General features: G+C 74.4%; 20 protein-coding genes. 12 read left to right on the forward strand and 8 right to left on the reverse strand.

All coding sequences use genetic code 11. The features are described from left to right. Positions 1 to 161: 161 nt before the first annotated feature. On the reverse strand, positions 162 to 1,742 hold the full coding sequence (locus OG715_RS39455) for an MFS transporter (RefSeq protein WP_327064240.1): 1,581 nt from the start codon (positions 1,740 to 1,742) through the stop codon (positions 162 to 164). Between OG715_RS39455 and OG715_RS39460 the strand changes: the two genes are divergently transcribed. Next, complete coding sequence (locus tag OG715_RS39460; protein ID WP_266272401.1) at positions 1,719 to 1,937, forward strand: TetR-like C-terminal domain-containing protein; 219 nt, start codon at positions 1,719 to 1,721, stop codon at positions 1,935 to 1,937. The two genes, OG715_RS39455 and OG715_RS39460, sit on opposite strands and share 24 nt — an antisense overlap. 176 nt (positions 1,938 to 2,113) lie before the next feature. Here the strand turns inward: OG715_RS39460 and OG715_RS39465 are convergent, their stop codons facing one another. The 3 genes from OG715_RS39465 to OG715_RS39475 all read right to left on the reverse strand — a co-directional run bounded on the left by OG715_RS39465 (position 2,114) and on the right by OG715_RS39475 (position 5,659). Further along, complete coding sequence (locus OG715_RS39465; RefSeq protein ID WP_266272400.1) at positions 2,114 to 3,343, reverse strand: hypothetical protein; 1,230 nt, start codon at positions 3,341 to 3,343, stop codon at positions 2,114 to 2,116. A 469-nt stretch (positions 3,344 to 3,812) separates the two neighbouring features. Continuing rightward, positions 3,813 to 4,850, reverse strand: a complete 1,038-nt coding sequence (locus OG715_RS39470; protein WP_327064186.1) for an NUDIX hydrolase — start codon at positions 4,848 to 4,850, stop codon at positions 3,813 to 3,815. 410 nt (positions 4,851 to 5,260) lie between these two features. Next, positions 5,261 to 5,659: an SH3 domain-containing protein gene (locus OG715_RS39475; protein ID WP_266272398.1), complete on the reverse strand. Its 399-nt coding sequence runs from the start codon at positions 5,657 to 5,659 to the stop codon at positions 5,261 to 5,263. Positions 5,660 to 5,919: 260 nt separating this feature from the next. On the opposite strand from OG715_RS39475, the gene OG715_RS39480 reads away from it, so the two are divergent. Together OG715_RS39480 and OG715_RS39485 are read left to right on the forward strand one after the other, a co-directional pair. After that, complete coding sequence (locus OG715_RS39480) at positions 5,920 to 7,785, forward strand: serine/threonine protein kinase (protein ID WP_266272397.1); 1,866 nt, start codon at positions 5,920 to 5,922, stop codon at positions 7,783 to 7,785. Between the two features lie 237 nt (positions 7,786 to 8,022). Further along, entirely contained in the window at positions 8,023 to 8,514 is a 492-nt protein-coding gene (locus tag OG715_RS39485) for a histidine kinase (RefSeq protein ID WP_266272396.1), read from the forward strand. A gap of 57 nt (positions 8,515 to 8,571) precedes the next feature. Here the strand turns inward: OG715_RS39485 and OG715_RS39490 are convergent, their stop codons facing one another. Further along, entirely contained in the window at positions 8,572 to 9,018 is a 447-nt protein-coding gene (locus tag OG715_RS39490) for a DUF1772 domain-containing protein (RefSeq protein WP_266272395.1), read from the reverse strand. 91 nt (positions 9,019 to 9,109) lie between these two features. On the opposite strand from OG715_RS39490, the gene OG715_RS39495 reads away from it, so the two are divergent. Both OG715_RS39495 and OG715_RS39500 read left to right on the forward strand, forming a co-directional pair. Then, positions 9,110 to 9,688: a TetR/AcrR family transcriptional regulator gene (locus OG715_RS39495; protein ID WP_266272394.1), complete on the forward strand. Its 579-nt coding sequence runs from the start codon at positions 9,110 to 9,112 to the stop codon at positions 9,686 to 9,688. Between the two features lie 120 nt (positions 9,689 to 9,808). Further along, on the forward strand, positions 9,809 to 11,452 hold the full coding sequence (locus tag OG715_RS39500; protein WP_266272393.1) for a hypothetical protein: 1,644 nt from the start codon (positions 9,809 to 9,811) through the stop codon (positions 11,450 to 11,452). Here the strand turns inward: OG715_RS39500 and OG715_RS39505 are convergent. Continuing rightward, complete coding sequence (locus tag OG715_RS39505; RefSeq protein WP_266272392.1) at positions 11,410 to 12,483, reverse strand: ArsR/SmtB family transcription factor; 1,074 nt, start codon at positions 12,481 to 12,483, stop codon at positions 11,410 to 11,412. The genes OG715_RS39500 and OG715_RS39505 overlap by 43 nt on opposite strands. 110 nt (positions 12,484 to 12,593) lie before the next feature. Here OG715_RS39505 and OG715_RS39510 point away from each other — a divergent pair, with 110 nt between their 5' ends. The 5 genes from OG715_RS39510 (at position 12,594) to OG715_RS39530 (ending at position 16,186) form a co-directional block, all read left to right on the forward strand. Further along, positions 12,594 to 13,835: an MFS transporter gene (locus OG715_RS39510; protein ID WP_266272391.1), complete on the forward strand. Its 1,242-nt coding sequence runs from the start codon at positions 12,594 to 12,596 to the stop codon at positions 13,833 to 13,835. Positions 13,836 to 13,903: 68 nt separating this feature from the next. Then, entirely contained in the window at positions 13,904 to 14,308 is a 405-nt protein-coding gene (locus tag OG715_RS39515; RefSeq protein WP_266272390.1) for a hypothetical protein, read from the forward strand. A 117-nt stretch (positions 14,309 to 14,425) separates the two neighbouring features. Continuing rightward, positions 14,426 to 14,734, forward strand: a complete 309-nt coding sequence (locus OG715_RS39520) for a GNAT family N-acetyltransferase (RefSeq protein WP_266272389.1) — start codon at positions 14,426 to 14,428, stop codon at positions 14,732 to 14,734. A 38-nt stretch (positions 14,735 to 14,772) separates the two neighbouring features. Then, on the forward strand, positions 14,773 to 15,231 hold the full coding sequence (locus OG715_RS39525; RefSeq protein ID WP_266272388.1) for an OsmC family protein: 459 nt from the start codon (positions 14,773 to 14,775) through the stop codon (positions 15,229 to 15,231). After that, complete coding sequence (locus OG715_RS39530) at positions 15,224 to 16,186, forward strand: pirin family protein (protein WP_266272387.1); 963 nt, start codon at positions 15,224 to 15,226, stop codon at positions 16,184 to 16,186. Before OG715_RS39525 ends, OG715_RS39530 begins: the two co-directional genes overlap by 8 nt. A 36-nt stretch (positions 16,187 to 16,222) precedes the next feature. Here the strand turns inward: OG715_RS39530 and OG715_RS39535 are convergent, their stop codons facing one another. Next, positions 16,223 to 16,870, reverse strand: a complete 648-nt coding sequence (locus tag OG715_RS39535; protein WP_266272386.1) for a helix-turn-helix domain-containing protein — start codon at positions 16,868 to 16,870, stop codon at positions 16,223 to 16,225. A gap of 665 nt (positions 16,871 to 17,535) precedes the next feature. On the opposite strand from OG715_RS39535, the gene OG715_RS39545 reads away from it, so the two are divergent. Next, positions 17,536 to 17,826, forward strand: a complete 291-nt coding sequence (locus OG715_RS39545; protein ID WP_266272385.1) for a hypothetical protein — start codon at positions 17,536 to 17,538, stop codon at positions 17,824 to 17,826. A 276-nt stretch (positions 17,827 to 18,102) separates the two neighbouring features. Then, entirely contained in the window at positions 18,103 to 18,492 is a 390-nt protein-coding gene (locus tag OG715_RS39550) for a hypothetical protein (protein ID WP_266272384.1), read from the forward strand. Between the two features lie 327 nt (positions 18,493 to 18,819). Here OG715_RS39550 and OG715_RS39555 read toward each other — a convergent pair whose 3' ends face one another. Next, positions 18,820 to 20,433 carry a peptide chain release factor 3 gene (locus OG715_RS39555; RefSeq protein ID WP_266272382.1) on the reverse strand — a complete coding sequence of 538 codons (1,614 nt, stop codon included), beginning with the start codon at positions 20,431 to 20,433 and terminating at the stop codon, positions 18,820 to 18,822. Positions 20,434 to 20,520 lie beyond the last annotated feature (87 nt).

The following is a 20,520-nucleotide window of genomic DNA, read 5'->3' on the forward strand; positions in this document are numbered from 1 at the left end:
GCTACCCGCCCTCGGGCGCGTTACTCATGGAGCACACTTTCGAGTGGACCGGGCATGGCGGCCCGGGACCGGGGGGTAGGTCACCGGCATGACGACCTGTGACCTGACGATCCGTAGTACGGCGACCTGCGGCACGACGACCTGCGGAGTTCGCGACGGCACTACGGCGTGGACGACTTCTCCCGTGCGGGCGAGTCCTGCCGCCCGAGTGCCGTGTCCGCACCGGCAACAGCGCCTGCGGTCGGTGCGGTCGGCTGCTGCCGGTGGAGCCGGGCGAGGGCCGCCGCTGATCCCAACAGGGCGACCAGGGCGCAGAGTTGCGTGCCGTGGTCGAGTGCGGTGGTGAAGGCCTCGTTCGCGGCGGCGACCAGCCGGTCGGCCGGGCCCGGGGGCAGTCCGGCGGCAGCCAGGTGGGCGGAGGGCAGGTCCGCGCCGGCGTGGGCGGGCGCGTCCGGCAGGGCGGTGACCAACTGCGACCGGTAGGAGGCGGAGACGACGGTACCGACCACCGCGATGCCCAGGGCCCCGCCCAGTTCGCGGACCACGCTGTTCACCGAGCTCGCCATGGGCGCCTTCTCGCGCGGGACGGCGGCCACGGTCGCGGTGCTGGCGGGCGCCATGACCAGGCCCATTCCGGCGCCCACCACCCCCATGGCGAGGGCGAGTACGGCGTACGGGGTGGTGACGGTGATCAGGGAGAGAGCACCGAGCCCGGCGGCCATGACGGCGAGTCCGGCCGCGACGGTGTTCCGGGGGCCGAAGCGGGCGGCGGTGCGGTCGCTGGTGCCGGCGGTGGCCGCCATCGAGAGCGCGAACGGCAGCGCTCCGAGCCCGGCCTCGAACGGGCTGAAGCCATGCACGAGTTGGAGGTACTGGGTGTAGCCGAAGAGCATGCCGAACAGGGCGAAGAAGGTGATACCGAGGATGCCGCCGGCGACGCTGAACGTCCGGTCGGCGAACAGGCGGACGTCGACCATCGGGTGGGCCGTGCGCAGCTCCCAGAGGGTGAAGGCGGTCAGCAGCACGGCCGCGGCGGCGGCCTCGGCCAGGGTGGCGGCCGTCAGCCAGCCGCGTTCCGGGCCCTGGACGACGGTGTCCACCAGTGCGGCCAGACCGGCGGCCGAGAGCAGTAGGCCGGGGAGGTCGAGCCGGCCGGTCCGGCGGCCGGGCAGGGCCGGGACGAGCAGCAGGACGGAGGTGAGGGCGAGGGCGACCAGCGGCACGTTGATCCAGAAGGCGCTGCCCCAGGCGAAGTGGTCGAGCAGCAGTCCGCCGGTGACCGGGCCGACCACGATGCCGATGCCGGCGGTCGCGGACCAGACGGCTATCGCCCGGCCGCGCTCCCGGTGGCCGAACAGCGCCACGATGATCGAGAGGGTGGCGGGCATGACGAACGCGGCGCCCAGGCCCATCAGCGCGCGGAACGCCACGAGCTGCCCGGTCGAGTCGGACAGGGCGGCGGCCGAGGAGGCCAGGGCGAGCACCGCCAGGCCCCCGGTCAGGGTGCGGCGGTGCCCGAACCGGGAGCCGAGGCTGCCCGCGGTGATCAGCATCGCGGCGAACACCAGGGTGTAGGCGTTGTTGATCCACTGAAGGTCGGCGGTGGAGGCGGGCAGTGCCTCGGCGAGCGCGGGCAGGGCCGTGTTGAGCACGGTGTTGTCGATGGTGGTCACGACCAGGGCCAGGCAGAGCGCCGCCAGGGCGGGCTTTCGGCGCGGGTGGCCAGACTCGGGGTCGGGCAGGTCCTCGTCGAGGGCCTCCGCGCCTGTGTGAGCGCCGGCCGCTCGTCCAGCACCGACCCCTTCGCCGACGCCGTGGCCGTCTGGACCGCCCTGCACGGCCAGGTCACCCTGCGCGCCGACCTCCCCGACTTCCCCTGGCCGCCCACCGACACCGTCGAGCGGATGACCCGCAGCCTCGGCCGCATCGACTCCTGAGCCGCCCCGCCCTCGGGCCCGGTCCGCGGGGCCCCGGCGCGGCCCCGAGGCGCCGCGCCCGTGCCGGGAGCCCACGCCTGGCACCCATGCCGGACGCCCCGGCCGGCGCGCTGGGTGCGCGTCGACCGGGGCGTCCGGACGGGAAGGCGTCGGGGTGGCCTCAGGGGTGCCCCGCGTCAGCGGCCGCTGGAGACGGTGGCGGCCGATCGGGCGGAGGCCGCGCCGGCCGGGGCGACCGCGCCCTCGGTGCCGGGTTCGGCCATGACGAAGGCGGCGCGGCCCTTGCACTGGGCGTTCTTCTCGGCGGCGGTCATTTTGCGGGTGTTCCAGGTGACCACGCCGGCCTCCTGCGGGACCGGTCCGGTGCCCGAGAAGTTCTTGACGTACCAGACGTAGTGGCCCCAGTGCTTCGACTTGTAGTGCAGCTCGTAGGTGCCGGAGGCGGACTGGAGGTGGGTGTTGCGGTCGACCCAGCCGACCTGCCCGGCCGGGACCTGGAGCGTGGTCTCCTCGGCGAAGGTGTCCGCCCAGGCCCACTTGTGGCCGTAGCTGGCCTTGAACGTGACCTCGAACTTCTCCAGGAAGTCGAAGCCGGCCGTCACCGAGATCTCGGTCGAGACGCTGTTCTCGCCGCTGGTCTGCTCGGTCCAGGTCATCTTCCTGGTCTGCGCGACGGAGGAGCAGTTGTAGCCGCGGGCCACCTCGTGGGCGCCGCCGTAGGAGTAGCTCGCGTTCCCGGTCGGCCGGAAGTCGCAGCTCTCGGTGGCCTTGCCGCAGTCCTTCAGCAGCTGGGCGGTGGTGGGCGAATCGCCGTAGGTGAAGTCGATCGAGCTGGCCCGGTCGTTGAGGTCGCCGATCCAGTCCTGGTCCCCGACCTGGTAGCCGGTGTTGGCACCGCTGAAGTCGGTGTGCTCCCAGTGCCGGACCTGGCAGTTGTTGAAGGTCTTGTAGGAGCTGATCCGGTCGTTCCAGTCGGCGCCCAGGGCCAGCTGCCAGCGGGCGCTGCCGCAGGCCGAGGGGCCCGTGACGCTCAGGCTGGCGCCGCCGAAGTTGCCGTGCTCGTACTCGGTGGACAGCACGACGGCGGCAGCGGCGGCCGCCGCCCCGGGCCGGGCGTCCCCGGCCCGGGCGCCGATCGTCTCGCCCGCCCGGTCGATCCGGTCGGCGAACGACGGGTCGGCCATCGCGGCCTCGACGTCCAGCGGGGCGTCGGAGACGAGACCGCCGGTGGCGGCCGCGATGGCCTGCCGGTAGGTGTCGAAGCAGCGCATGTCGCCGCCCTCGACACTGACGGTGCAGTGCTGGGGAGTTCGGGCGGTCGCGGCGGTGGCGGTCGCGGGGGCGAAGGCGAGCAGGGACCCTGCGGCGGCGAAGACGCCGACGGACTTGAGGTGGCCGGTACGCATGGGGCGGTGGTCCTCTCCGGAACGGGAAAGCGGGCGGACGGAGGCGGGCACGCCGGGGAGCACCGGCACGGACGGGCGCCGGGGAACAGCGGTACGGACGGGCGCCGGGGCGTGCTGACGGCGTCCGTGGAGTGCGCGGCCGCCTCCGTCGACGGAGACCATAGGGGCGCCCCGGGACCGTCCGGTGAACCCTTGAGCGAAATCTGAGCCTGCCGCGGCCGATGCGTCCGGACGGGCAGCGCCCCCGGTGCCGGGCAGGGCCGCAACCGTGCAGGTGATGGAGCCAAATGCGTTGTTCCAGAGGGGAGTTGACGGCTTTCGGCACGTGTACGACAGGTCGGTCCCGGGCTGCCCCGGCGACTGCCCGCTCGGGCACGCCACCGCCCCCGCGCTCGGTCGGGTGATGGGTCGGCGGGGCCTGCCGGGACTCCCGGGGACAATGGGACAGTCGGTTGTTGGCCCAGTCGGCTCAGTCGGCGGTGGGCTCCGGGCTCGTGGCCGGCTCCGGGCCCACCGTCGGCTCCGGGCCGGGCGAGGTGCCGGCGACGGCGCGGCCGGAGGCGCGGGCGGCCAGGGCCTGCCGGGCCCGGTCCGCGCGGTCGGCGCCGGCTGCGGCGTCCAACTCCCCGCCGTCGGGGTGGAACCACGCCCAGTCGGTGATCTCCCCGTCGGGGCAGCCGAGCCGGACGGTCTCGGGGTCGGCCGTGCCGAAGTCGTGGAAGAACTGGACGATCGGGTGGTCCGCCCCCGGCTCGGGGTGCCGCCAGAACACCGCCAGCAGCGGCCCGGCCGGCCGGTCGAGCCCGGTCTCCTCGCGCAGCTCGCGGGCCGCCCCGGTCGGCGAGTCCTCATGGGTGTCGAGCACACCGCCCGGGAAGTTCCAGGCACCGGCCCTCGGGCGCCGGTCCGGTTCCCGGACCCGGGGCTTGACCATCAGCAGCCGTCCGTCCGGGGCGGTCACCACGGCGGCCGTGCACAGCCACGAGCGCGGGGTGGTGGCCAGCCACTGGGGTCGCGGCAGATGCGGCCGCGCGGGGCCGTGCGCACGCAGGAACCGCACCGTCCCGGGGGTGACGCCCGGCAGGTTGTCCGTGAAGAACCAGGCATGCGTGCTGTGCCGGGGGAGGGCGAGCCGGCCCAGTGCGCCGGGCGCGTGCGCTGACAGTCCGTACACGTGCCGCAGCGCCGGTTCCGTGGCGTCCTCGAACACCCCGACCGGGCGCTCCGCCACCCCGGCCACCCCGCAGCTCTCGGCCAGCGCCCGGACGGCGCCCCGCGCCGGGTCCTCGCCCGGGTGCACGGCGGCGGACGGCAGCTCCCAGCGGCCGTCCGGGCGGCGCAGCAGCAGGACCCGGCCGAGCGTGTCGGCCACCAGCGCGGCGGCGACAGTGACGGGGGCGGCGCCGGGCATGTCGGCGACAGGTACGTCGGGCACGGGTCCGCGGCCGACGGACGGGTCCGCGCCGGGAGTCCCGGTCGGCGGCAGGGGAGAGGAGGAACGGTGCACCTGGAGGTCTCCTTGGGCGAGGGGGCTCAACGGGGCGGGGGGACGGGGGTCCGGTCGGGCCTCAGGGGGCGCCCTCCGGCCGCCGCCCGGGGCCGAGGGCCGGCTGCGGGAATCCGTCCACGGGACAGCAGGCTCCGCCCGGCCCTTCCGCTCCGCTTCCGCCCACGTCGATTCGGGTCGCCTCCGTCCGTCCACGGTGCCTTCCCGGCCGCGCCGGGTGCTCCCGGCTGCCCCTACCCGTCCGGATCCGGCGCGGAACGCCCGCCGCCGGTCCGCCCCGGAGGGCCGGGAGTGCGGCGGCGCGGCGCACCCGCGTCCGTCCGCCTCCCGCGCGCCGCGCCCCGGACCCTGTCCCAGTGCCCGTTCCCGTTCCCGTCCCCGGATCTCGGGGTCCGCCCCCGTACCCCCGTTCACCGTTGCTCCCCCGGCGGGGGAGTCGGGCACACCGCGGCGGGGTGCCCGGGCGGGGCCGGGTGGCCCAGCAGCGACCAGAGCACCCACCCCGTCAGCCCGCTGCGCACCACGACGACCCGGCTCCAGCGCGTCCCGAGCGGGGAGATCCAGGTATCGACGATCTCCACCCGCTCCCCGCAGTGGGCGAGGCCCAGCACCGCGTCGTCGACCGAGTGCTCGCGCCGCACATTGGCGGCGTTCACCGTGACCACCCAGCCGCGCGGGGCGTTCTGCGGCGGCGGTCCGGCGTGCCGTTCCGGCGGCGGGGGGTGGTCGGTCCCGGCGGCCATCGCCGGGAGGACGAGGATCAGAAGGGAGAGCGCGGTCCAGCTGACCCTTCCGAGATGTGCAGGCATACCGGGCACAACGAGCCGATCCGGCGGCAGCCGACCGCGCGCGCCCACGGCCACCCGTAAGGCTGCTCCGGCTCGCCCGGGCGGGTGCAATCACCCTGCGGCCCGTGCCCTCCGGGCCCCGCCCCGTCCTCCTCGCCCGCCGTGTCCACCTCCGCGCTCCCGGCCCGGGCCCGGATCGGACAAGGACCGGGCGTCCACGGAACGTTCGGCCGCCCCGGCCGGTCGGCCCATTGTGGTCGGCGGCCCCTACGATGGCGGCCATGAACACTGGGGGGCCGGAGACACGGCTCATCGACAACCGCTTCGAACTGCTGGAACGCCTCGGGGGCGGCGGCATGGGCCTGGTCTGGCGCGCCCGTGACACCATGCTGCACCGCGAGGTCGCACTCAAGGAGGTCCGCCCGCCGGACCCGGCGATGGCCGCGGCCAACCCCGAGGCCGCCCACGAACTGCGCGAGCGCGTCCTGCGCGAGGCCCGCGCGCTCGCCCGCCTCCAGCACCCGCACGTCGCGGTGATCCACCACATCGTCGACACCCCCGACCACCCCCACCCCTGGCTGGTCATGGAGCTGGTGAGCGGCGGCAGCCTCGCCGACCGCATCGCCCGCGGCCCGCTCACCGTCCCGGAAGCCGCCCGGATCGGCCGAGGGGTGCTCTCCGCGCTGCGCGCCGCCCACGCGGCCGGCATCCAGCACCGCGACGTCAAGCCCGGTAACGTGCTGCTGCGCGCCGACGGCACGCCCGTCCTCACGGACTTCGGCATCGCCGCGATGCAGGACGCCAACACCGCGCTCACCGCCACCGGCGCGCTGATCGGCTCGCCCGAGTACATCGCCCCGGAGCGGATTCGCGGCGAGGAGGGCAACCCGTCCTCCGACCTGTGGTCGCTCGGCATGCTGCTGTACGTGGCCGTCGAGGGCCACCACCCGCTGCGCCGCGGCACCACGTTGGCCACCCTCGCGGCCGTCCTGGACGAGCCGCTGCCGCCGCCGACCCGCTCCGGTTCGCTGGGTCCGGTGCTGGCCGCCGTGCTGGCCCGCAACCCGGCGTCGCGGCCCGACGCCGCGCAGCTCGACCAGGCCCTCGCCGCCGCCGAGGCGGACGCCTCCCCCGGCGGCGGGGTGGGGCAGCCGTCCTGGCAGCCCACCTTCCTGGACTCCGCCCGCCCGCCGGCCGGCCCGGAGCCCACCTCGGCCTTCGGTACGCCGAACCCCGTCCACGGTTCTCCGAATCCTGGTTACGGCACCCCGAACCCGGCCTTCGGCTCCCCGCAGACCGGTTACGGTGCTCCGTACACCGCCCACCCCACCCCGAACCCCGCCTACGGGGGTGAACCCGCCACCGACGGAGGGCACTTCGGCAGCACCGGCACCCAGTACCTGGGCGCCACCGGACCCACCGTGCCCCCGCCGCCCCCCGCCCGCCGCCGCCGTACCGGCGCCACCGTGACCCTCGCCGTCGCGGGCGTGGCCCTGACGAGCGTGCTCGCCTGGAACCTCCGGCCGGACGGGTCCGGCAGCACCGGCGGCAGCACCGGCGCGGGCTCCGCCCCCAAGGGGACGAACGCGCCCGCCGACCCGGGCGGCCCCCCGGCCTCGCCCGGAACCGCCGCGCCCACCGCCCCGGACACGACCGCCTCCACCGCCCCCACGGCGAAGCCCTCGCCGAGCGCACCGAAGACCACCGCGCCGGCCAAGGACCTGATCACCCCGGACGGCGTCCGTACCGTCGTCGCCGCGATCACCGCACAGAGCGGCACCACCAAGGTCAAGCGGCTCTCCGTCTACCCGGACTACGCGAGCGCCCAGGTCCCCACGGCCGACGGCCGGGGCTACGACTGGTACGACTACCGCAACGGCAATATCGCCAAGCGTGTCGGTGGGCCGATGGGCACGGACAAGCCGGTCGACCTCGCGCAGTACGACTGGGACACCGTCCCGGCCCTGCTGAAGAAGGCCGACGAGACCCTCAACGTCAAGAACCCGACCAGCCGTTACCTGCTGATCGACTGGTGGTCCGACGGCTATGCGGGCCTCCGGGTCTACTTGTCCGACGAGTACCACAATGGCGGCTACCTGCTGGCGGACAGCAAGGGGACCGTGCGCCGCACCTTCCCCGCCAACTGACCCCGCCGCCGTTCGCCGCGGACCACGACCGGCCGGGATCGGGCCCGGTAGGCCCACGGACGGTGGCGGGCGGCCCCGCCGCGGACGATGCTGGACTGGTCCCGGGGCGTCCCGGCAGGTTTCCTCGACGGGTGTCCCCGGCGGTCGTTCCCAGCGGTCGCTCCCGGTGGCCGCCCCGGCGGGAGCCTCCGGCCGCCCCGGAGCCCCCGACCCCCCGAGCGAGGAGCCGTCGCGACCATGAGCGAGAACCACCACGTCCTGCTGCTCGACTTCTCCGACGGCGACGCCTGCCGCGCCGCCTTCGACGAGGCCGCGCACCTGCCGGGCCTGCGGCAGTCCGCGATCGTCGCGCGTGAGGCGGACGGCACCCTGGACTTCCCGGCCAGCCAGGTCCGCGGCGCGGGAGCGACGACGGTCGGCGCCGGTGTGGTCGGCGGACTCGCCGGGCTGCTCGGTGGCCCGATCGGTGTCCTGCTGGGCTGGGTGGCCGGGACCGCGCTCGGCAACGCCGCCGAGACCCGGCGCGACGAGGAGGGTGGTGCCGGCCTGATCGTCCTGAGCGAGGAGGTGGAGGACGGCCACTGCCTGCTGGTCCTGGACGTCGTCGAGTCCTCCCCGGAGCCTGCCGACGAACTGGCCGCCCGCCACGGCACCACCCTGCGCCGCCTCCCCGCCGACGAGCTGGCCGCCCGGGTCAGGGCGGCCCGCCGCGCCGCAGAGGAGGCGTAGGAGGGTCGGGCGCCGCCGCCGTCGCCTGCCCCGTCGCCCGTGCCGTCGCCCGCGGGCTCAGGCGAGGGCCGAGGCCAGCAGGGCGAAGGCGGCGACGATGACGGCGACCCGGGCGTAGTGGTAGCGGTCCCAGCGGTTCTGCTGCTCCTTCCAGTCCGCGGGCCGGTTCTCGGGCGTCCACGTCTTGCTCCGGTTGTTGATCGGGACGAGCAGCAGGACCGACATCAGCACACTCAGGACCAGCAGGCCGGCCGCGACGACGACCAGGCCGGCGCCGGGGTGGTGCCGACCGGCGACGGCCCAGACCGCGCTCAGCGCGACCGAGGTGATGTACCAGACCGGCATCAGCGCGCCGAGCATCCGGCCTCCGTGGGCCCGGCCGAGCTGGCCGGCGTCCTCGGGCAGTCCGCCGAGGATCGGGTTGACGACGAAGGCGACGCAGAACTCCACGCCCACCATCACTCCGACGACCACGGTGGTGAAGACCTCAAGTGCGTTGAGCATGATGACCCCTCCTGGGATCTAGCGCTGCTAGCTGTTGAGGCAACGCTAGACCTGCTGCCGCTCGATTGTCTAGCGGTGCTAGGATCGTTCTATGTCGGTACAGGAACGCAAGCAGCGCGAACGGGCGGACCGGGCGCGCCTCATCGTGGCCACGGCCCGCGAACTCGCCGAGCAGCAGGGCTGGGACGCGGTCACCACCCGCCGGCTCGCCGAGCGGATCGAGTACAGCCAACCCGTCCTCTACAGCCATTTCCGCGGCAAGCGCGAGATCATCGGCGCCGTCGCCCTGGAGGGGGCCGCCGAGATGGCCGCAGCGCTGCGGGCCGCCACCGCCGCCGCGCACGGTCCCCGCGCCCGGGTCACCGCTCTCGCCCTCGCCTACCTCGACTTCGCGGAGCGCAATCCGGCGGTCTACGACGCCATGTTCCAGCTCGACGGCGGCCTGGCCTTCGCCCGCGAGGACACCCCCGCGCCGCTGAAGGATGCCTTCGCAGCCCTGTTGGAGACCCTCGGCGAGGTCGCCGGGGACGGCGTCCACCCGGCCCTGTTCACCGAGACGTTCTGGGCGTCCCTGCACGGGCTGGCCACCCTGACCCGCGCGGGGCGGCTGCCGCCGGAGCACACCGGGCCCAGGGTGGAGCTGCTCGTGGACCGGCTCGCCGTGCTCTGACACACCCCCTCCCGCCGTGCTCCGCCACATCTCCCTCCCGTAGGCCGGCGGCGCCCGTCGAGCGCGAACCGTTACGCGCCCCCGGCGTACGCGGCCCCCGTCGGGGGGAGGCTGCGGGGCATGCGAGGGGCGGGGGAGCGGGGAGCCCTGCGGGCGGTCGTCCGCTGGGCGGGGCATCCGGGGACACTGGCCGCGGTGGCGGTGCTGCTGTTCAACGACCACGTGGGCAAACGGCTGTGGCCGGGCGCGGTGACCGGGAAGGTCAGCGACCTGGCGTGGATGCTGGTGTCACCGGTGGTCCTGGCACTGCTGCTGACCCTGGTGCTGTCGCCGGTACCGGTACCGGTACCGGTGCTGCGGCTGCGCGGGGACCGGCCCGCGATCGCGGGGCTGGCGGTGACGGGCGCGATGTTCGCCTTCGCGAAGTCCGGACCGTGGGGCGGAGAGGTCGCCTCGGCGGTGTGGTCGTGGAGCGGGGTGCCGAGCCGGATCCAGGGCGACCGGAGCGACCTGGCGGCGCTCCCGGCGCTTTGGGTCTCCTGGTGGCTGTGGAAGCGCTCGCAGTCGACCCGGCGGGCGTGGCGGTGGACGGCGGCCGTCGTCGTACCGCTGGCGATGGTGGCGATGGTGGCCACCGGGCAGTCGCCGGAGACCGGCCCGGCGCGGCCGGTGCTGTGGAGCAAGGACGGGCGGACACTGCTCGACACCCCGGGGAAGCGGTGGATCACCGAGGACGGCGGCGCGACCTGGAGGCGGGCGAAGCAGAGCCGCTCGGACCGGCCCCGCCCCGACCGCAGCCAGCCGCAGAGCGGCCAGTGCGTGGAGTCCCGACCCCGGCTGTGCTTCCGGCTCCGCGACGTCACCTCGCCGGTGGAGGCCAGCGAGGACGGCGGCTTCAGCTGGCACACGGCTCACGATCCCGGGAAGCGGTGGCACCGGCCGTCGCGTCCGATCCCGCTACCGGAGGCACCAACGGTCCCGGAGGCACCCGCGCCCTCCCTTCCCGAGGCGTCCTCCCCTTCCGGAACCGCTTACCCGTCCGTGTCGCCGACCGACGTCCTGGACCCCTACGGCGCCGAGCTGCTCGTCCTCAAGGCTCCCGAGGGCTGGGTGGTGCTGGCCAACTACCCGAAATTCGGACTGCTGCGCGGAACGCCCGACGGCGCGTGGACACAGCAGGAGTATCCCGTTGTCAGTACCTTCGTGGCCCCCGAGCCGCCCCGTCACTGGGCCCTGGGGCTGCCCGTCGCGGTGGCCGCCGGGTTCGCGGGCATGCTGGCGGTCGCGGCCGCCTGGCTGCTGCGGTCCACCGCACCCGGCGAGCGCCGGCGGGAGCTGCCGCTCCTGCTGCTCCGTCAGGTGCTCTGCCTGTTCTGGGTCCGGCTCACCGCCTGGCTGTGCGGCGGTGAACTGCTGTGGAAGGTGCCCGGGGTACTGCCGGCGGGCGTGTTGACGGTCGGGCTGCTGCCGATGCTCTGGTTCCTGCGGCGCGGCCCGAACCCGGGGCGACGCAGGCTCCTCGTCCTGTCCGCGTTCGCGACGGGGAGTGCGGTGGTGGCGCTGCTGCCCTACCTCCTGTGGGCCGCGCACCGGATGCCGACCTGGTCGCAGGCCGCGGGCCCGGTCCTCGGCTGGGCCCTGTTCACCACCATGGTCGGCGCGGTCGTCGGTGCCCTCACCGTGCCCCCGCCGCCCGTCCGAAAGTTCGTCCCCGGCAAGTCTCAGGGGCCGACGGGACCTACGGGGCCGACGGGGCCGACCTGAGGTCCGGGCACCGCGTCCAGCAGGAGCCGGCCCGTCGTTGTGCGGTGGTAGAGCACCGAACGGCCCGCCCGGCGGCGCAGGACGAGCCCGGCCTCGCGCAGGATCCGCAGGTGGCGGCCGACCGAGCCGAGCGGCAGGCCGGTCAGGGCGACCAGCTGACTGGTGGTCTTCGGGGTGTCGAGCGCGACGAGCAGCTCGGCCCGACCCGGTCCCAGCAGGGCGGCCAGCGCCTTCGGCACCGGAGGTCCGGCCCCGTCGGCCAGCACCCCCGAGCACGGGTACACCACCGCGTACCGGCGCCCGGGGCGCGCGCGGCGGCCGTCGACGGTCGGCACGTCCCAGCAGAGCCAGCTCTGCGTCGGTGTGACCGGCACGAACAGCAGATCGGCGGCGGTGAGTTCACGCGATTCGGCGGCGGGTCCGGCGCCGGTCCGCAGGCCGTCGCCGCCGAGCCAGCGCATCCCCGGCCGCAGGTCGCCCAGCGCCTCCGCCCAGCCGCCCGTGCCGAGGGCGGCGGTGCGGGCCAGGATGTCGGCCTCGATGATCCGCCGCCGGCGGGCCCAGTCCGGTTCGACGGTCTCCGTCCACACCCAGGACAGCAGCTCGGCCGCGTGCCCGGCGAGGCCCTCGTGCCGCAACAGGGGCGGCGGCAGGGCCGAGTCGTCGTCGGCGCCCAGCGTCTCGGCCAGGTCAACCCGGACGACGGCCGGCGGCGTCGCCCGGACCTCGGCCAGCTCCCGGGCGAACAGCGCCGCCGCGTCCGGCATCGGCGCCGCCGCACACGGCACCGGCGTGAGGAAGGTGGCGTTCCAGCACGCGCCCAGCGCCGTCCGGACCAGCGCGGCGGCGACCGGGTCGGCGGTCAGCCGCTCCCGGTAGCGGGGGAGCGCGGTCGCGAGCCACCGCCGCTCGCCGGGGTGGGCGCCCGTGCCCCGGTGCAGGGTCTTCAGCGCGGCGACCGTCTCGGCCAGCGGGGACAGCGCGAACCGGCTCCCCGCGAGGGTGTCCGCGTCCACCCGCCACCGGCCCACGCCCGACCCACCCCTTCCCCGCACTTGCCGCACTTCCCGCCCGTCCCGCACCTTTCGCACGTCGGCGAAAAGCTAACGCGCCGCCGCCCGTGCCGGAAAGACTCCGCCGCATGCGCACCTACCGGGAGTTGTTCCGCGAGCGCGAGTTCACCGCGCTGTTCCTGTTCTCCGCCGCCCAGACGGCGGCCCAGACCGTCGCCGGACTCGCGCTCGGCGTGCTGGTGTTCCGGCGGACGGACTCGCCGCTGCTGGCGGCGCTCGCCATGTTCGGTCCGGCGTTCGCCCAACTGCTCGGCGCGGCCACGGTCCTGTCGGCCGCCGACCGGCTCCCGCCGCGCGCCGCGCTGACCGGCCTCGGCGTGCTGCTCGCCCTCGGCACGGCCGTCCAGGCGGTGCCCGGTCTGCCGCCCGGGGCGCTGGTCCCGGTACTGCTCGCCCTCGGGGTGGCGGGCGCGGCGGGCGGCGGGGTGCGCTACGGGCTGCTGCACGAACTGCTGAGCCGCGACGGCTACCTGCTGGGCCGCTCCGCGCTGGGCCTGGCGTCCGGTCCGGTCCAGATCGGGGGCTTCGCGATCGGCGGCGCGCTGGTCGCCGCGCTCACGCCGTCCGGCGCACTGCTGACGGCCGCCGCCCTGCACCTGCTGTCCGCCGGTGCGGCGCGCGCCGGGCTGCGTCGGCGCCCGCCCCGGGCCGCCGGGCGGCCGTCCGTCGCCGCGACCTGGCGGGCCAACGCACGGCTGTGGTCCTCCGCTCCGCGCCGGTCCGTGTACCTCGCGCTGTGGGTGCCGAACGGGCTGATCGTGGGCGTCGAGGCGCTCTACGTGCCGTACCGGCCGGACGCGGCGGGCCTGCTGTTCGCCGTCGGGGCGCTGGGCATGCTGGTCGGCGACGTCCTGGTCGGCCGGGTGCTGCCCGCGCACCGGCGGGAGCGGCTGGCCGTCCCGCTGTGCGGGCTGCTGGCCGCGCCGTACCTGGGCTTCGCGCTGGGGCCGGGCCTGCCGGTGGCGTCGGCGCTGGTCGCGGTGGCCACCGTCGGGTACGGGGCGGGGCTGCTGCTCCAGGAACGGCTGGTCGCGCTGACGCCGCCCGAGCTGAGCGGGCAGGCGCTCGGCCTGCACGGTTCCGGGATGCTGGCGATGCAGGGGGTCGGCGCGGCGGTGGCGGGCGCGTTCGCCGAACTGACCTCGGCCACCACCGCGATGGCGGGGACCGCCGCCGCCTCGCTGGCCGTCACCGCGCTGCTCGCACCGGGCCTGCGGCGGGACGGGGTACGGCGGGAGGAGGTAGGGCGGGAGGAGGTAGGGCGGGACGGCGCGTCCCGACCCGGTGTCAGTACGACCCCGTGCCCGTAGGGCTGACGCACACGCACTGCTAGCATCCGCGCATTCCGAACAATGATCGAACAGAGTGGGCGGGCGCGGTGCAGGACGAGGCGCGCGAGCAGGACCAGGTTGCGGGGGACGGCGCGGTGCGGCGGCGACGGGTCGCGATCGGCGTGGCGGCGGGACTGTGCGCCGTCGCGCTGGTCGGTCCGGGGGGCTGGGCGATGAGCGGGTCCGACTCCGCCGATCCGGCCCCGACCGTTCCCGTGCCCCCTGTCGCACCCGCACCGCCGACGCCGCCCACGCCCCCCAAGGCACCACCCACGGCCCCCACGGCTCCCAAGCCGCCCGCCGACCCCGACGACGGTGCCGGCCCGGGCCAGTGGACGGTGCCGCCCCGCCCGGTCCCGACCCTGCCGTCGCGCCCGGTCTCCTGCCCGCCCGGTCAGGTGGCGTCCTGGGACGGCTGCCACCCGCTGCCCCCGCCGGTCACCCTCTCCTGAGCCCCGCCCCGGCGCCGCCCGCCGGATTCCTCTCCGGCGGGCGGTGGTCCTTGATCGACCAATAGTTGAATGATAAATTAACTCCGACGCCAGGGATCCGACCCCGAGGAGTACGCCATGACGACGACCATCGTCGCCGACCATCCCGAGAAGTCCCGCTACGAGATCACCGCCGACGGCGAACTCGCCGGCTTCGCCGAGTACTTCCGCCACGACGACGAGATCGCCTTCATCCACACCGAGATCGACCCGGGCTTCGGCGGCCGGGGCCTCGGCGGCATCCTCGCCCGCGCCGTGCTCGACGACGCCCGCGCCCGCGAGCTCGCCGTCCTGCCGTACTGCCCGTTCATCCGCGGCTGGCTGACCAAGCACCCGGAGTACCACGACCTCGTCCCGGCCGCCCAGCACGAGCGGTTCGGCCTGTGACCGCCGAGGCCGCCGGGGCGGCCCCGGACACCGAAGCCGTGAACGCCGAAGCTGTGGACGCCGAAGCCGTCTTCGTCCGTTCCGCCGCCGCCGTCGCGACCAGCACCGGCGACGACTACCGCGTCGACATCCGCTCAGGCCGCCACCGGCTCTCCGCCGACGAGCCCGAATCGGCCGGCGGCGCCGACACCGCCACCACCCCGGTCGGCCTGCTGCTCTCCGCCCTCGGCTCCTGCACCGCGATCACCCTGCGGATGTACGCCCAGCGCAAGCAGTGGCCGCTGACCACCGTGCGCGTCCACCTCGGCTACGAGAAGGGCCCCGAGAAGGCCGTCCGCATCACCCGCCGGATCGACCTGGTCGGCGACCTCGACGAGGCCCAGCGCGCCCGCCTGCTCGACATCGCCGACCGGACGCCCGTCACCCGGGCCGTCTCCCTCGGCACCCCCATCGTCCCCGCCGCCCCGCGCGCCGCCAACGGAGCCCACCATGCCTGACGCCGCCGTCCCCGACCCCTCCCTCCGCGGCGGCCGCGCCGAGACCCCGGGCGGCCCCGTCCACGAACTCCTCGCCCCGCGCGAGGCCGCCCTCGGCGGCAGCACGATCGTCCGTCGGCTGCTCCCCAACCTGGGGCGGCGGATGGTCGGCGCCTGGGCGTTCGTCGACCACTACGGTCCGGACGACATCGCGGACGAGCCGGGCATGCAGGTGCCCCCGCACCCCCACATGGGCCTGCAGACCGTGAGCTGGCTGCACGCGGGCGAGGTCCTGCACCGCGACAGCCTCGGCAGCCTGCGGACCGTGCGCCCCCGCGAACTGGGCCTGATGACCTCCGGCCGGGCGATCTCCCACTCCGAGGAGTCCCCCCGCCCGCACGCCCCCCTCCTGCACGGCGCCCAACTGTGGGTCGCCCTCCCCGACGCCCACCGCCACCGCGAACCCGCCTTCGAACACCACGCCGACCTGCCCACCGTCACCGCCCCCGGCCTGCACGCCACCGTCATCCTCGGCACCCTCGACGGCGCCACCTCCCCGGGCACCACCCACACCCCCCTCGTCGGCGCCGACCTCACCCTCGCCGCCGCCACCGACCTCCAGCTCCCCCTGGACCCCGACTTCGAGTACGCCGTCCTCACCATGTCCGGCCGCACCACCGTCGACGGCGTCCCCCTCGACCCGGGCGCCATGCTCTACCTCGGCACCGGCTGCCGCACCCTCCCCCTCCACGCCGACACCGACGCCACCCTCCTCCTGCTCGGCGGCGAGCCCTTCGAGGAGAAGATCGTCATGTGGTGGAACTTCATCGGCCGATCCGGTGACGAGATCCTCCAGGCGCGCAACGACTGGGAGTCCGGCACCCGCTTCGGCGAGGTCCACGGCTACGACGGGGCCCGCCTCCACGCCCCGGCCCTCCCCGACATCCCCCTGAAGGCGCGCGGAAGGGTCCGCTGACCTGCGAAGATGCTTTGGATGAAGCTTCTGTTCCGGTCACTGTCGACTGGACTGTTCCGGCACCGGAAGGGCATCGGTAGGGCCGTCGTAGGACGAGTTCCGCTTCCCGTGCCTGCCTCCTCGGGGGGCAAGGCACGGGGCGCGTCGACTCTCACGTTTACGCGCGTTTCGCGAGGTCTGCTCGTATCGATGCTGACCTTTTGCTGACTTTTCTGACTGATCGTCAGTGACGGATTTTGCCTGGTCGGCAACCGCTTGACCGAGCCGACTCCGCCGTGTTTCGGACTGCACCACGCTCGTCTTGCTGCTCCGAAAGCCTGCGTCGTCGTGGCAGAAGCGACGCGCGGCGCCCCGAGGGGCGCGCGCTGCAGGCCGGGGGACGGACAACGCCCTGGCGATGGAGGCGAGAACAGCCGGGCCGGCCTGCCGCTTGCCCTGCTCGATCTGGGCCATGTGGGACGCCGAGATCTTTGCCTTCAGGGCGAGTTCGGTCTGAGTCATGTGTCGGAGCTTGCGGGTCTGCTTGATCCGCTTGCCCACGGTGTCAGGCGTGAAGTCGGTCATGGCGCGTCGCTTGAGGAGTTTCGGCCCGGTGATCCGACGGTAGCGCCAAGTAGTCGGGTGCATCATCGAATTCGGCACGGTTTGCCGCCGACCGTCCCCACGGGGTTCGATGACTGCCATGTCCACCACGCGCCCGGTCCCGTACCTCTTCGGCTCCGCCGCCCCGCCGGTCCTGGGCCTGGCGCAGGTCGTGCGCCAGGCCCAGTTCAGGGGATGGGAGGTCGTACTCGGGCTCACCCCGACCGCGGCGAGCTGGCTCCAGGACGAGCTTCCCCCGCAGTGTCGCCACCCTGCGCGAGGCCGGTGTCCGGGTGCTGCTCGGCGAAGGCGGGTTCGTTCCGAACGCCCCCGGTCAGGAGGATCCGGTGACCTATCCCTGGGAGGCAGCACTCGGCGGAGTCGAAGAGTTCGTCCGTCGGTGAGTGCCTGCGCTCAAAGGTCTCGTACGTAGTTGCCAAGGGCAGATGTCGAACGGTTCCAGGTCAGCTACCGTCGGCGAGTTCGATTGGCGTGGTGTGGGGACAGAGCCGTGCGGCGCTGGCCCGGGGCCCGGGGATTCTGGTGGACGGGCCGGCAATCAGCGGTGGGCTGCGGTTCGAGCGGCCCGCACGGGGCCGCTCGCGGTTCGCGGGGGCCGAGGTCGTCCGCCACCCTGGCCGGCGACGCCTTCGGCAGCGGGTCGTTCGGCAGGGCTGGTTCGGGATCGGCGCCGACGCGGCGCGGGGCACGGTGTTCGACAGTCTTCGGCGCGGAGTCGCGGCCGGCCGGAGCGCTGCGTCGAGGCGTTGTTCGACGCGGAGGCCGAGACCCCGGCCGACGTCGCCCGGCTGTGGACGCCCGCGCTGCACCGCTCAGTGATGGAGCGGCTGCGGGCCGCACCGGGGCCTGGCACCCGCGTTGTGCACGAGTACGTCTCCGCCGTCCACCAAACGCCCGGGACGTACCGGTCCGGGCGGCGGCGGGAACTGCGCAACGACCGCGCGGTCCTGGAGGCCGTCGACCACTGGGTCCTGCGCGGTCCGGACGGCGTGGAGACGGTGCCGGTCTGGCCGGCCGGTGCCCCGTACGGGGTGTAGGCGAAGCTGCCGACGACGGCTCCGGCGGTGTCGGTCAGCGCGCGGGTCGACCCCAGCTGGTCATGGAAGTACCACTGGCTGCCCGTCGCGGAGATCTGCTCCACCGGGGTGCTCCAAACCGCTTCCTGCTGCGTCGGCTGAAGACCGTCGCGGTGAGGGTCGGAGGAAGAGGTGCTTTGAAAGGGCGTAGCCGGCCTGGCTCCCGCCTCGGATACCGTGTTCCTCTACGGGGTGCCACAACGGATGTGACGCCCCTCACCGGAGGTAAGTCAGCGTATGAGTTCAAAGCGCAGCAAGAATCCAGCCCTGCCCGTACTCGACGACGCGTTCCGACTCGCGTCGGTCAGGGACACCGAGGAGTCCACCCGTGACTTGGCCGCGCGGCTGGCCACCACGGAGCTGCGCCGCGTTTCCCACCCGGGCCGGGTCACCTGGGAGCCCACCGAGCAGGCCGAGCCCGTACCGGTCCCGCCGACCGTGGTCGACGGTGACGGGGACCTGTGGCTGCGGGACCGGGGCACCGGCACCTGGACCATGCCCGAGTTCGACCCGAAGGATTTCCCGGCCCGCTGCGGCGAGGTTCTTACGTGGAACGAGCTTGCCTGCGAGTACGGCCCGCTGACCGCGTTGGCCGACGACCGCCGCATCGGCGGCCGCCGGCGCTGACCGCGCGGCCCTCCGGGACGACCGCGCCCCTGGAGCGCCCGTTGCGGGTGGCCGGGAACTCCGGCTCACCGCCGGGCCCGACGGCGGCGGCGAGCGGGTGAGCGTGGTGGTGGCGTCGGACGGCCTCGAGCAACGCGGGGCGGCCCTGGCGCCACCCGACGCCCTCGGTCCGGCCGGTGTCGGTGGCCCGGCCGGGTAGCGGTCGGCCTTCGGTTGCCGCGGTGAGCGCGGCCCGGCTCGCCGATCGACTGCTGCCGGTCGGCCTGCTGCCCGAGCAGGCCGAGCAGCAGCTCGTCGACGGCGGCCGCCGGGCCGAGAGGTCGGCGATCAGTCCGCCGTGGCGATCAGCGGCTGGAGCAGGATGTCGGGGTGGGTGCGCTGGAAGGCGTTCAGCTGCCACTTGTCGGCGAACAGGGCCAGCAGCACGCCGTCCGAGCGGCGGGTGAGCACCTCGCCGCTGATCAGGCGGGCTTTGGCCAGGGCGGCGGCGCCGTCGGCGTCAGTGATCCGGGCCACGCGGTAGGAGAGCTGGTCGAGGGCGATCGGGGAAGAGAACTCGTGCTCCATCCGGTGCAGGATCACATCGAACTGCATCGGGCCGACCGCGGCCATGACCGGCGCCTGGTCGCCACGCCGGTCGGAGACCAGCACCTGGATCACGCCTTCCTCGTCGAGTTGGGCGACGCCCTTGCGGAACTGCTTGGACCGGCTGATGTCCTTGGGCCGTGCCACCGCGAAGTACTCGGGGGCGAAGGCGGGCAGCGGGGGGAACTCGGCCTTCCTGCCGGTGAAGAGGGTGTCGCCGACCCGCAGCGCGCTCGCGTTGATCAGGCCGACCACATCGCCGGGGTACGCGGTGTCGACCACGGTGCGCTCGGCGCCGAAGACGGTGTGCGCGTACTTGGTTGCGAACGAGCGGCCGCTGGCGGCCCGGGTGACGTGCATGCCGCGCTCGAAGACGCCGGAGCAGACTCGGACGAAGGCGATCCGGTCGCGATGGGCCGGGTCCATGTTCGCCTGGATCTTGAACACCAGGCCGGAGAACTCCTCGCCGACCTCGCGGCTGCCGCCCTTGGCCAGCTGGCGGGGCCCGGGAGCCGGAGCGAGGTCGACCACGGCGTCCAGCAGGAGCTTCACACCTATGTTGGTCAGCGCGGCGCCGAAGAAGACCGGGCTGATCCTGCCGGCCTCGAAGGCCTCCTGGTCGTAGCCGGGGCCGGACGAGAGCACCAGCTCCAGCTCCTCCAGCGCGGTCGTCCAGGCTTCGCCCTCCTGCTCGGCGGCCTTCTCGGAGGTGAGCTGCTCCTCGAGGGCGGCGTGCGTGCCGGCCGGCACCTTGGTGTAGCGCAGCATCTGCTCGGTGTTCCCCGCTTCGACCAGGCCGCGCAGGTTGCCCGCGCCGCCCACCGGCCAGACGACCGGGACGGGGGTGATCCCGAGGTGCGTCTCGATGTCCTCGAGCAGGGTGAGCGCGTCCTGGCCGCGCCGGTCCCACTTGTTGATGAAGGTGATCACGGGGACACCGCGATGGCGGCAGACCGCGAACAGCTTGCGGGTCTGCTCCTCCAGGCCCTTGGCCGCGTCGACCAGCATGATCGCGCAGTCGACGGCGGCCAGCACCCGGTAGGTGTCCTCGGAGAAGTCGGCGTGGCCGGGGGTGTCGACCAGGTTCATCACGTGGCCGCGATAGCCGAACTGCAACGCGGCCGAGGTCACCGAGATACCGCGCTCGCGTTCCAGTTCCATCCAGTCGCTGGTCACGCCGCGTCGGTCGCCCTTGGCGTGCACCGCACCGGCGGAAGTGATCGCCCGCGCGTGCAGCGCCAGCGCCTCGGTGAGCGTGGACTTGCCCGCGTCCGGATGGCTGATCACGGCGAAGGTCCGTCGGCGGCCGGCCTCACGAAGGACCTGCGGGACGGGGATCGACTGTACGGTGCTCACGTGTTTCCTCGGGTACGTATCGGCAGCAGGCCGGGTGACGCCTCTCCGTACCTGGTGAGCCGGGGATCAGGTCCACAGGCCCAGGAA

The organism is Kitasatospora purpeofusca, from assembly GCF_036010405.1.
GTDB lineage: Bacteria > Actinomycetota > Actinomycetes > Streptomycetales > Streptomycetaceae > Kitasatospora > Kitasatospora purpeofusca.

What these genes read in the sequence shown, in the direction of transcription:
- OG715_RS39500 (WP_266272393.1), top strand. Translation starts at nt 9,809, where the DNA reads ATGCGAGGGGCGGGGGAGCGGGGAGCCCTGCGGGCGGTCGTCCGCTGG.
- OG715_RS39530 (WP_266272387.1), top strand. Translation starts at nt 15,224, where the DNA reads ATGCCTGACGCCGCCGTCCCCGACCCCTCCCTCCGCGGCGGCCGCGCC.
- OG715_RS39550 (WP_266272384.1), top strand. Translation starts at nt 18,103, where the DNA reads ATGAGTTCAAAGCGCAGCAAGAATCCAGCCCTGCCCGTACTCGACGAC.
- OG715_RS39485 (WP_266272396.1), top strand. Translation starts at nt 8,023, where the DNA reads ATGAGCGAGAACCACCACGTCCTGCTGCTCGACTTCTCCGACGGCGAC.
- OG715_RS39490 (WP_266272395.1), bottom strand. Translation starts at nt 9,018, where the DNA reads ATGCTCAACGCACTTGAGGTCTTCACCACCGTGGTCGTCGGAGTGATG.
- OG715_RS39520 (WP_266272389.1), top strand. Translation starts at nt 14,426, where the DNA reads ATGACGACGACCATCGTCGCCGACCATCCCGAGAAGTCCCGCTACGAG.
- OG715_RS39510 (WP_266272391.1), top strand. Translation starts at nt 12,594, where the DNA reads ATGCGCACCTACCGGGAGTTGTTCCGCGAGCGCGAGTTCACCGCGCTG.
- OG715_RS39480 (WP_266272397.1), top strand. Translation starts at nt 5,920, where the DNA reads ATGAACACTGGGGGGCCGGAGACACGGCTCATCGACAACCGCTTCGAA.
- OG715_RS39465 (WP_266272400.1), bottom strand. Translation starts at nt 3,343, where the DNA reads ATGCGTACCGGCCACCTCAAGTCCGTCGGCGTCTTCGCCGCCGCAGGG.
- OG715_RS39495 (WP_266272394.1), top strand. Translation starts at nt 9,110, where the DNA reads ATGTCGGTACAGGAACGCAAGCAGCGCGAACGGGCGGACCGGGCGCGC.
- OG715_RS39475 (WP_266272398.1), bottom strand. Translation starts at nt 5,659, where the DNA reads ATGCCTGCACATCTCGGAAGGGTCAGCTGGACCGCGCTCTCCCTTCTG.
- OG715_RS39535 (WP_266272386.1), bottom strand. Translation starts at nt 16,870, where the DNA reads ATGGCAGTCATCGAACCCCGTGGGGACGGTCGGCGGCAAACCGTGCCG.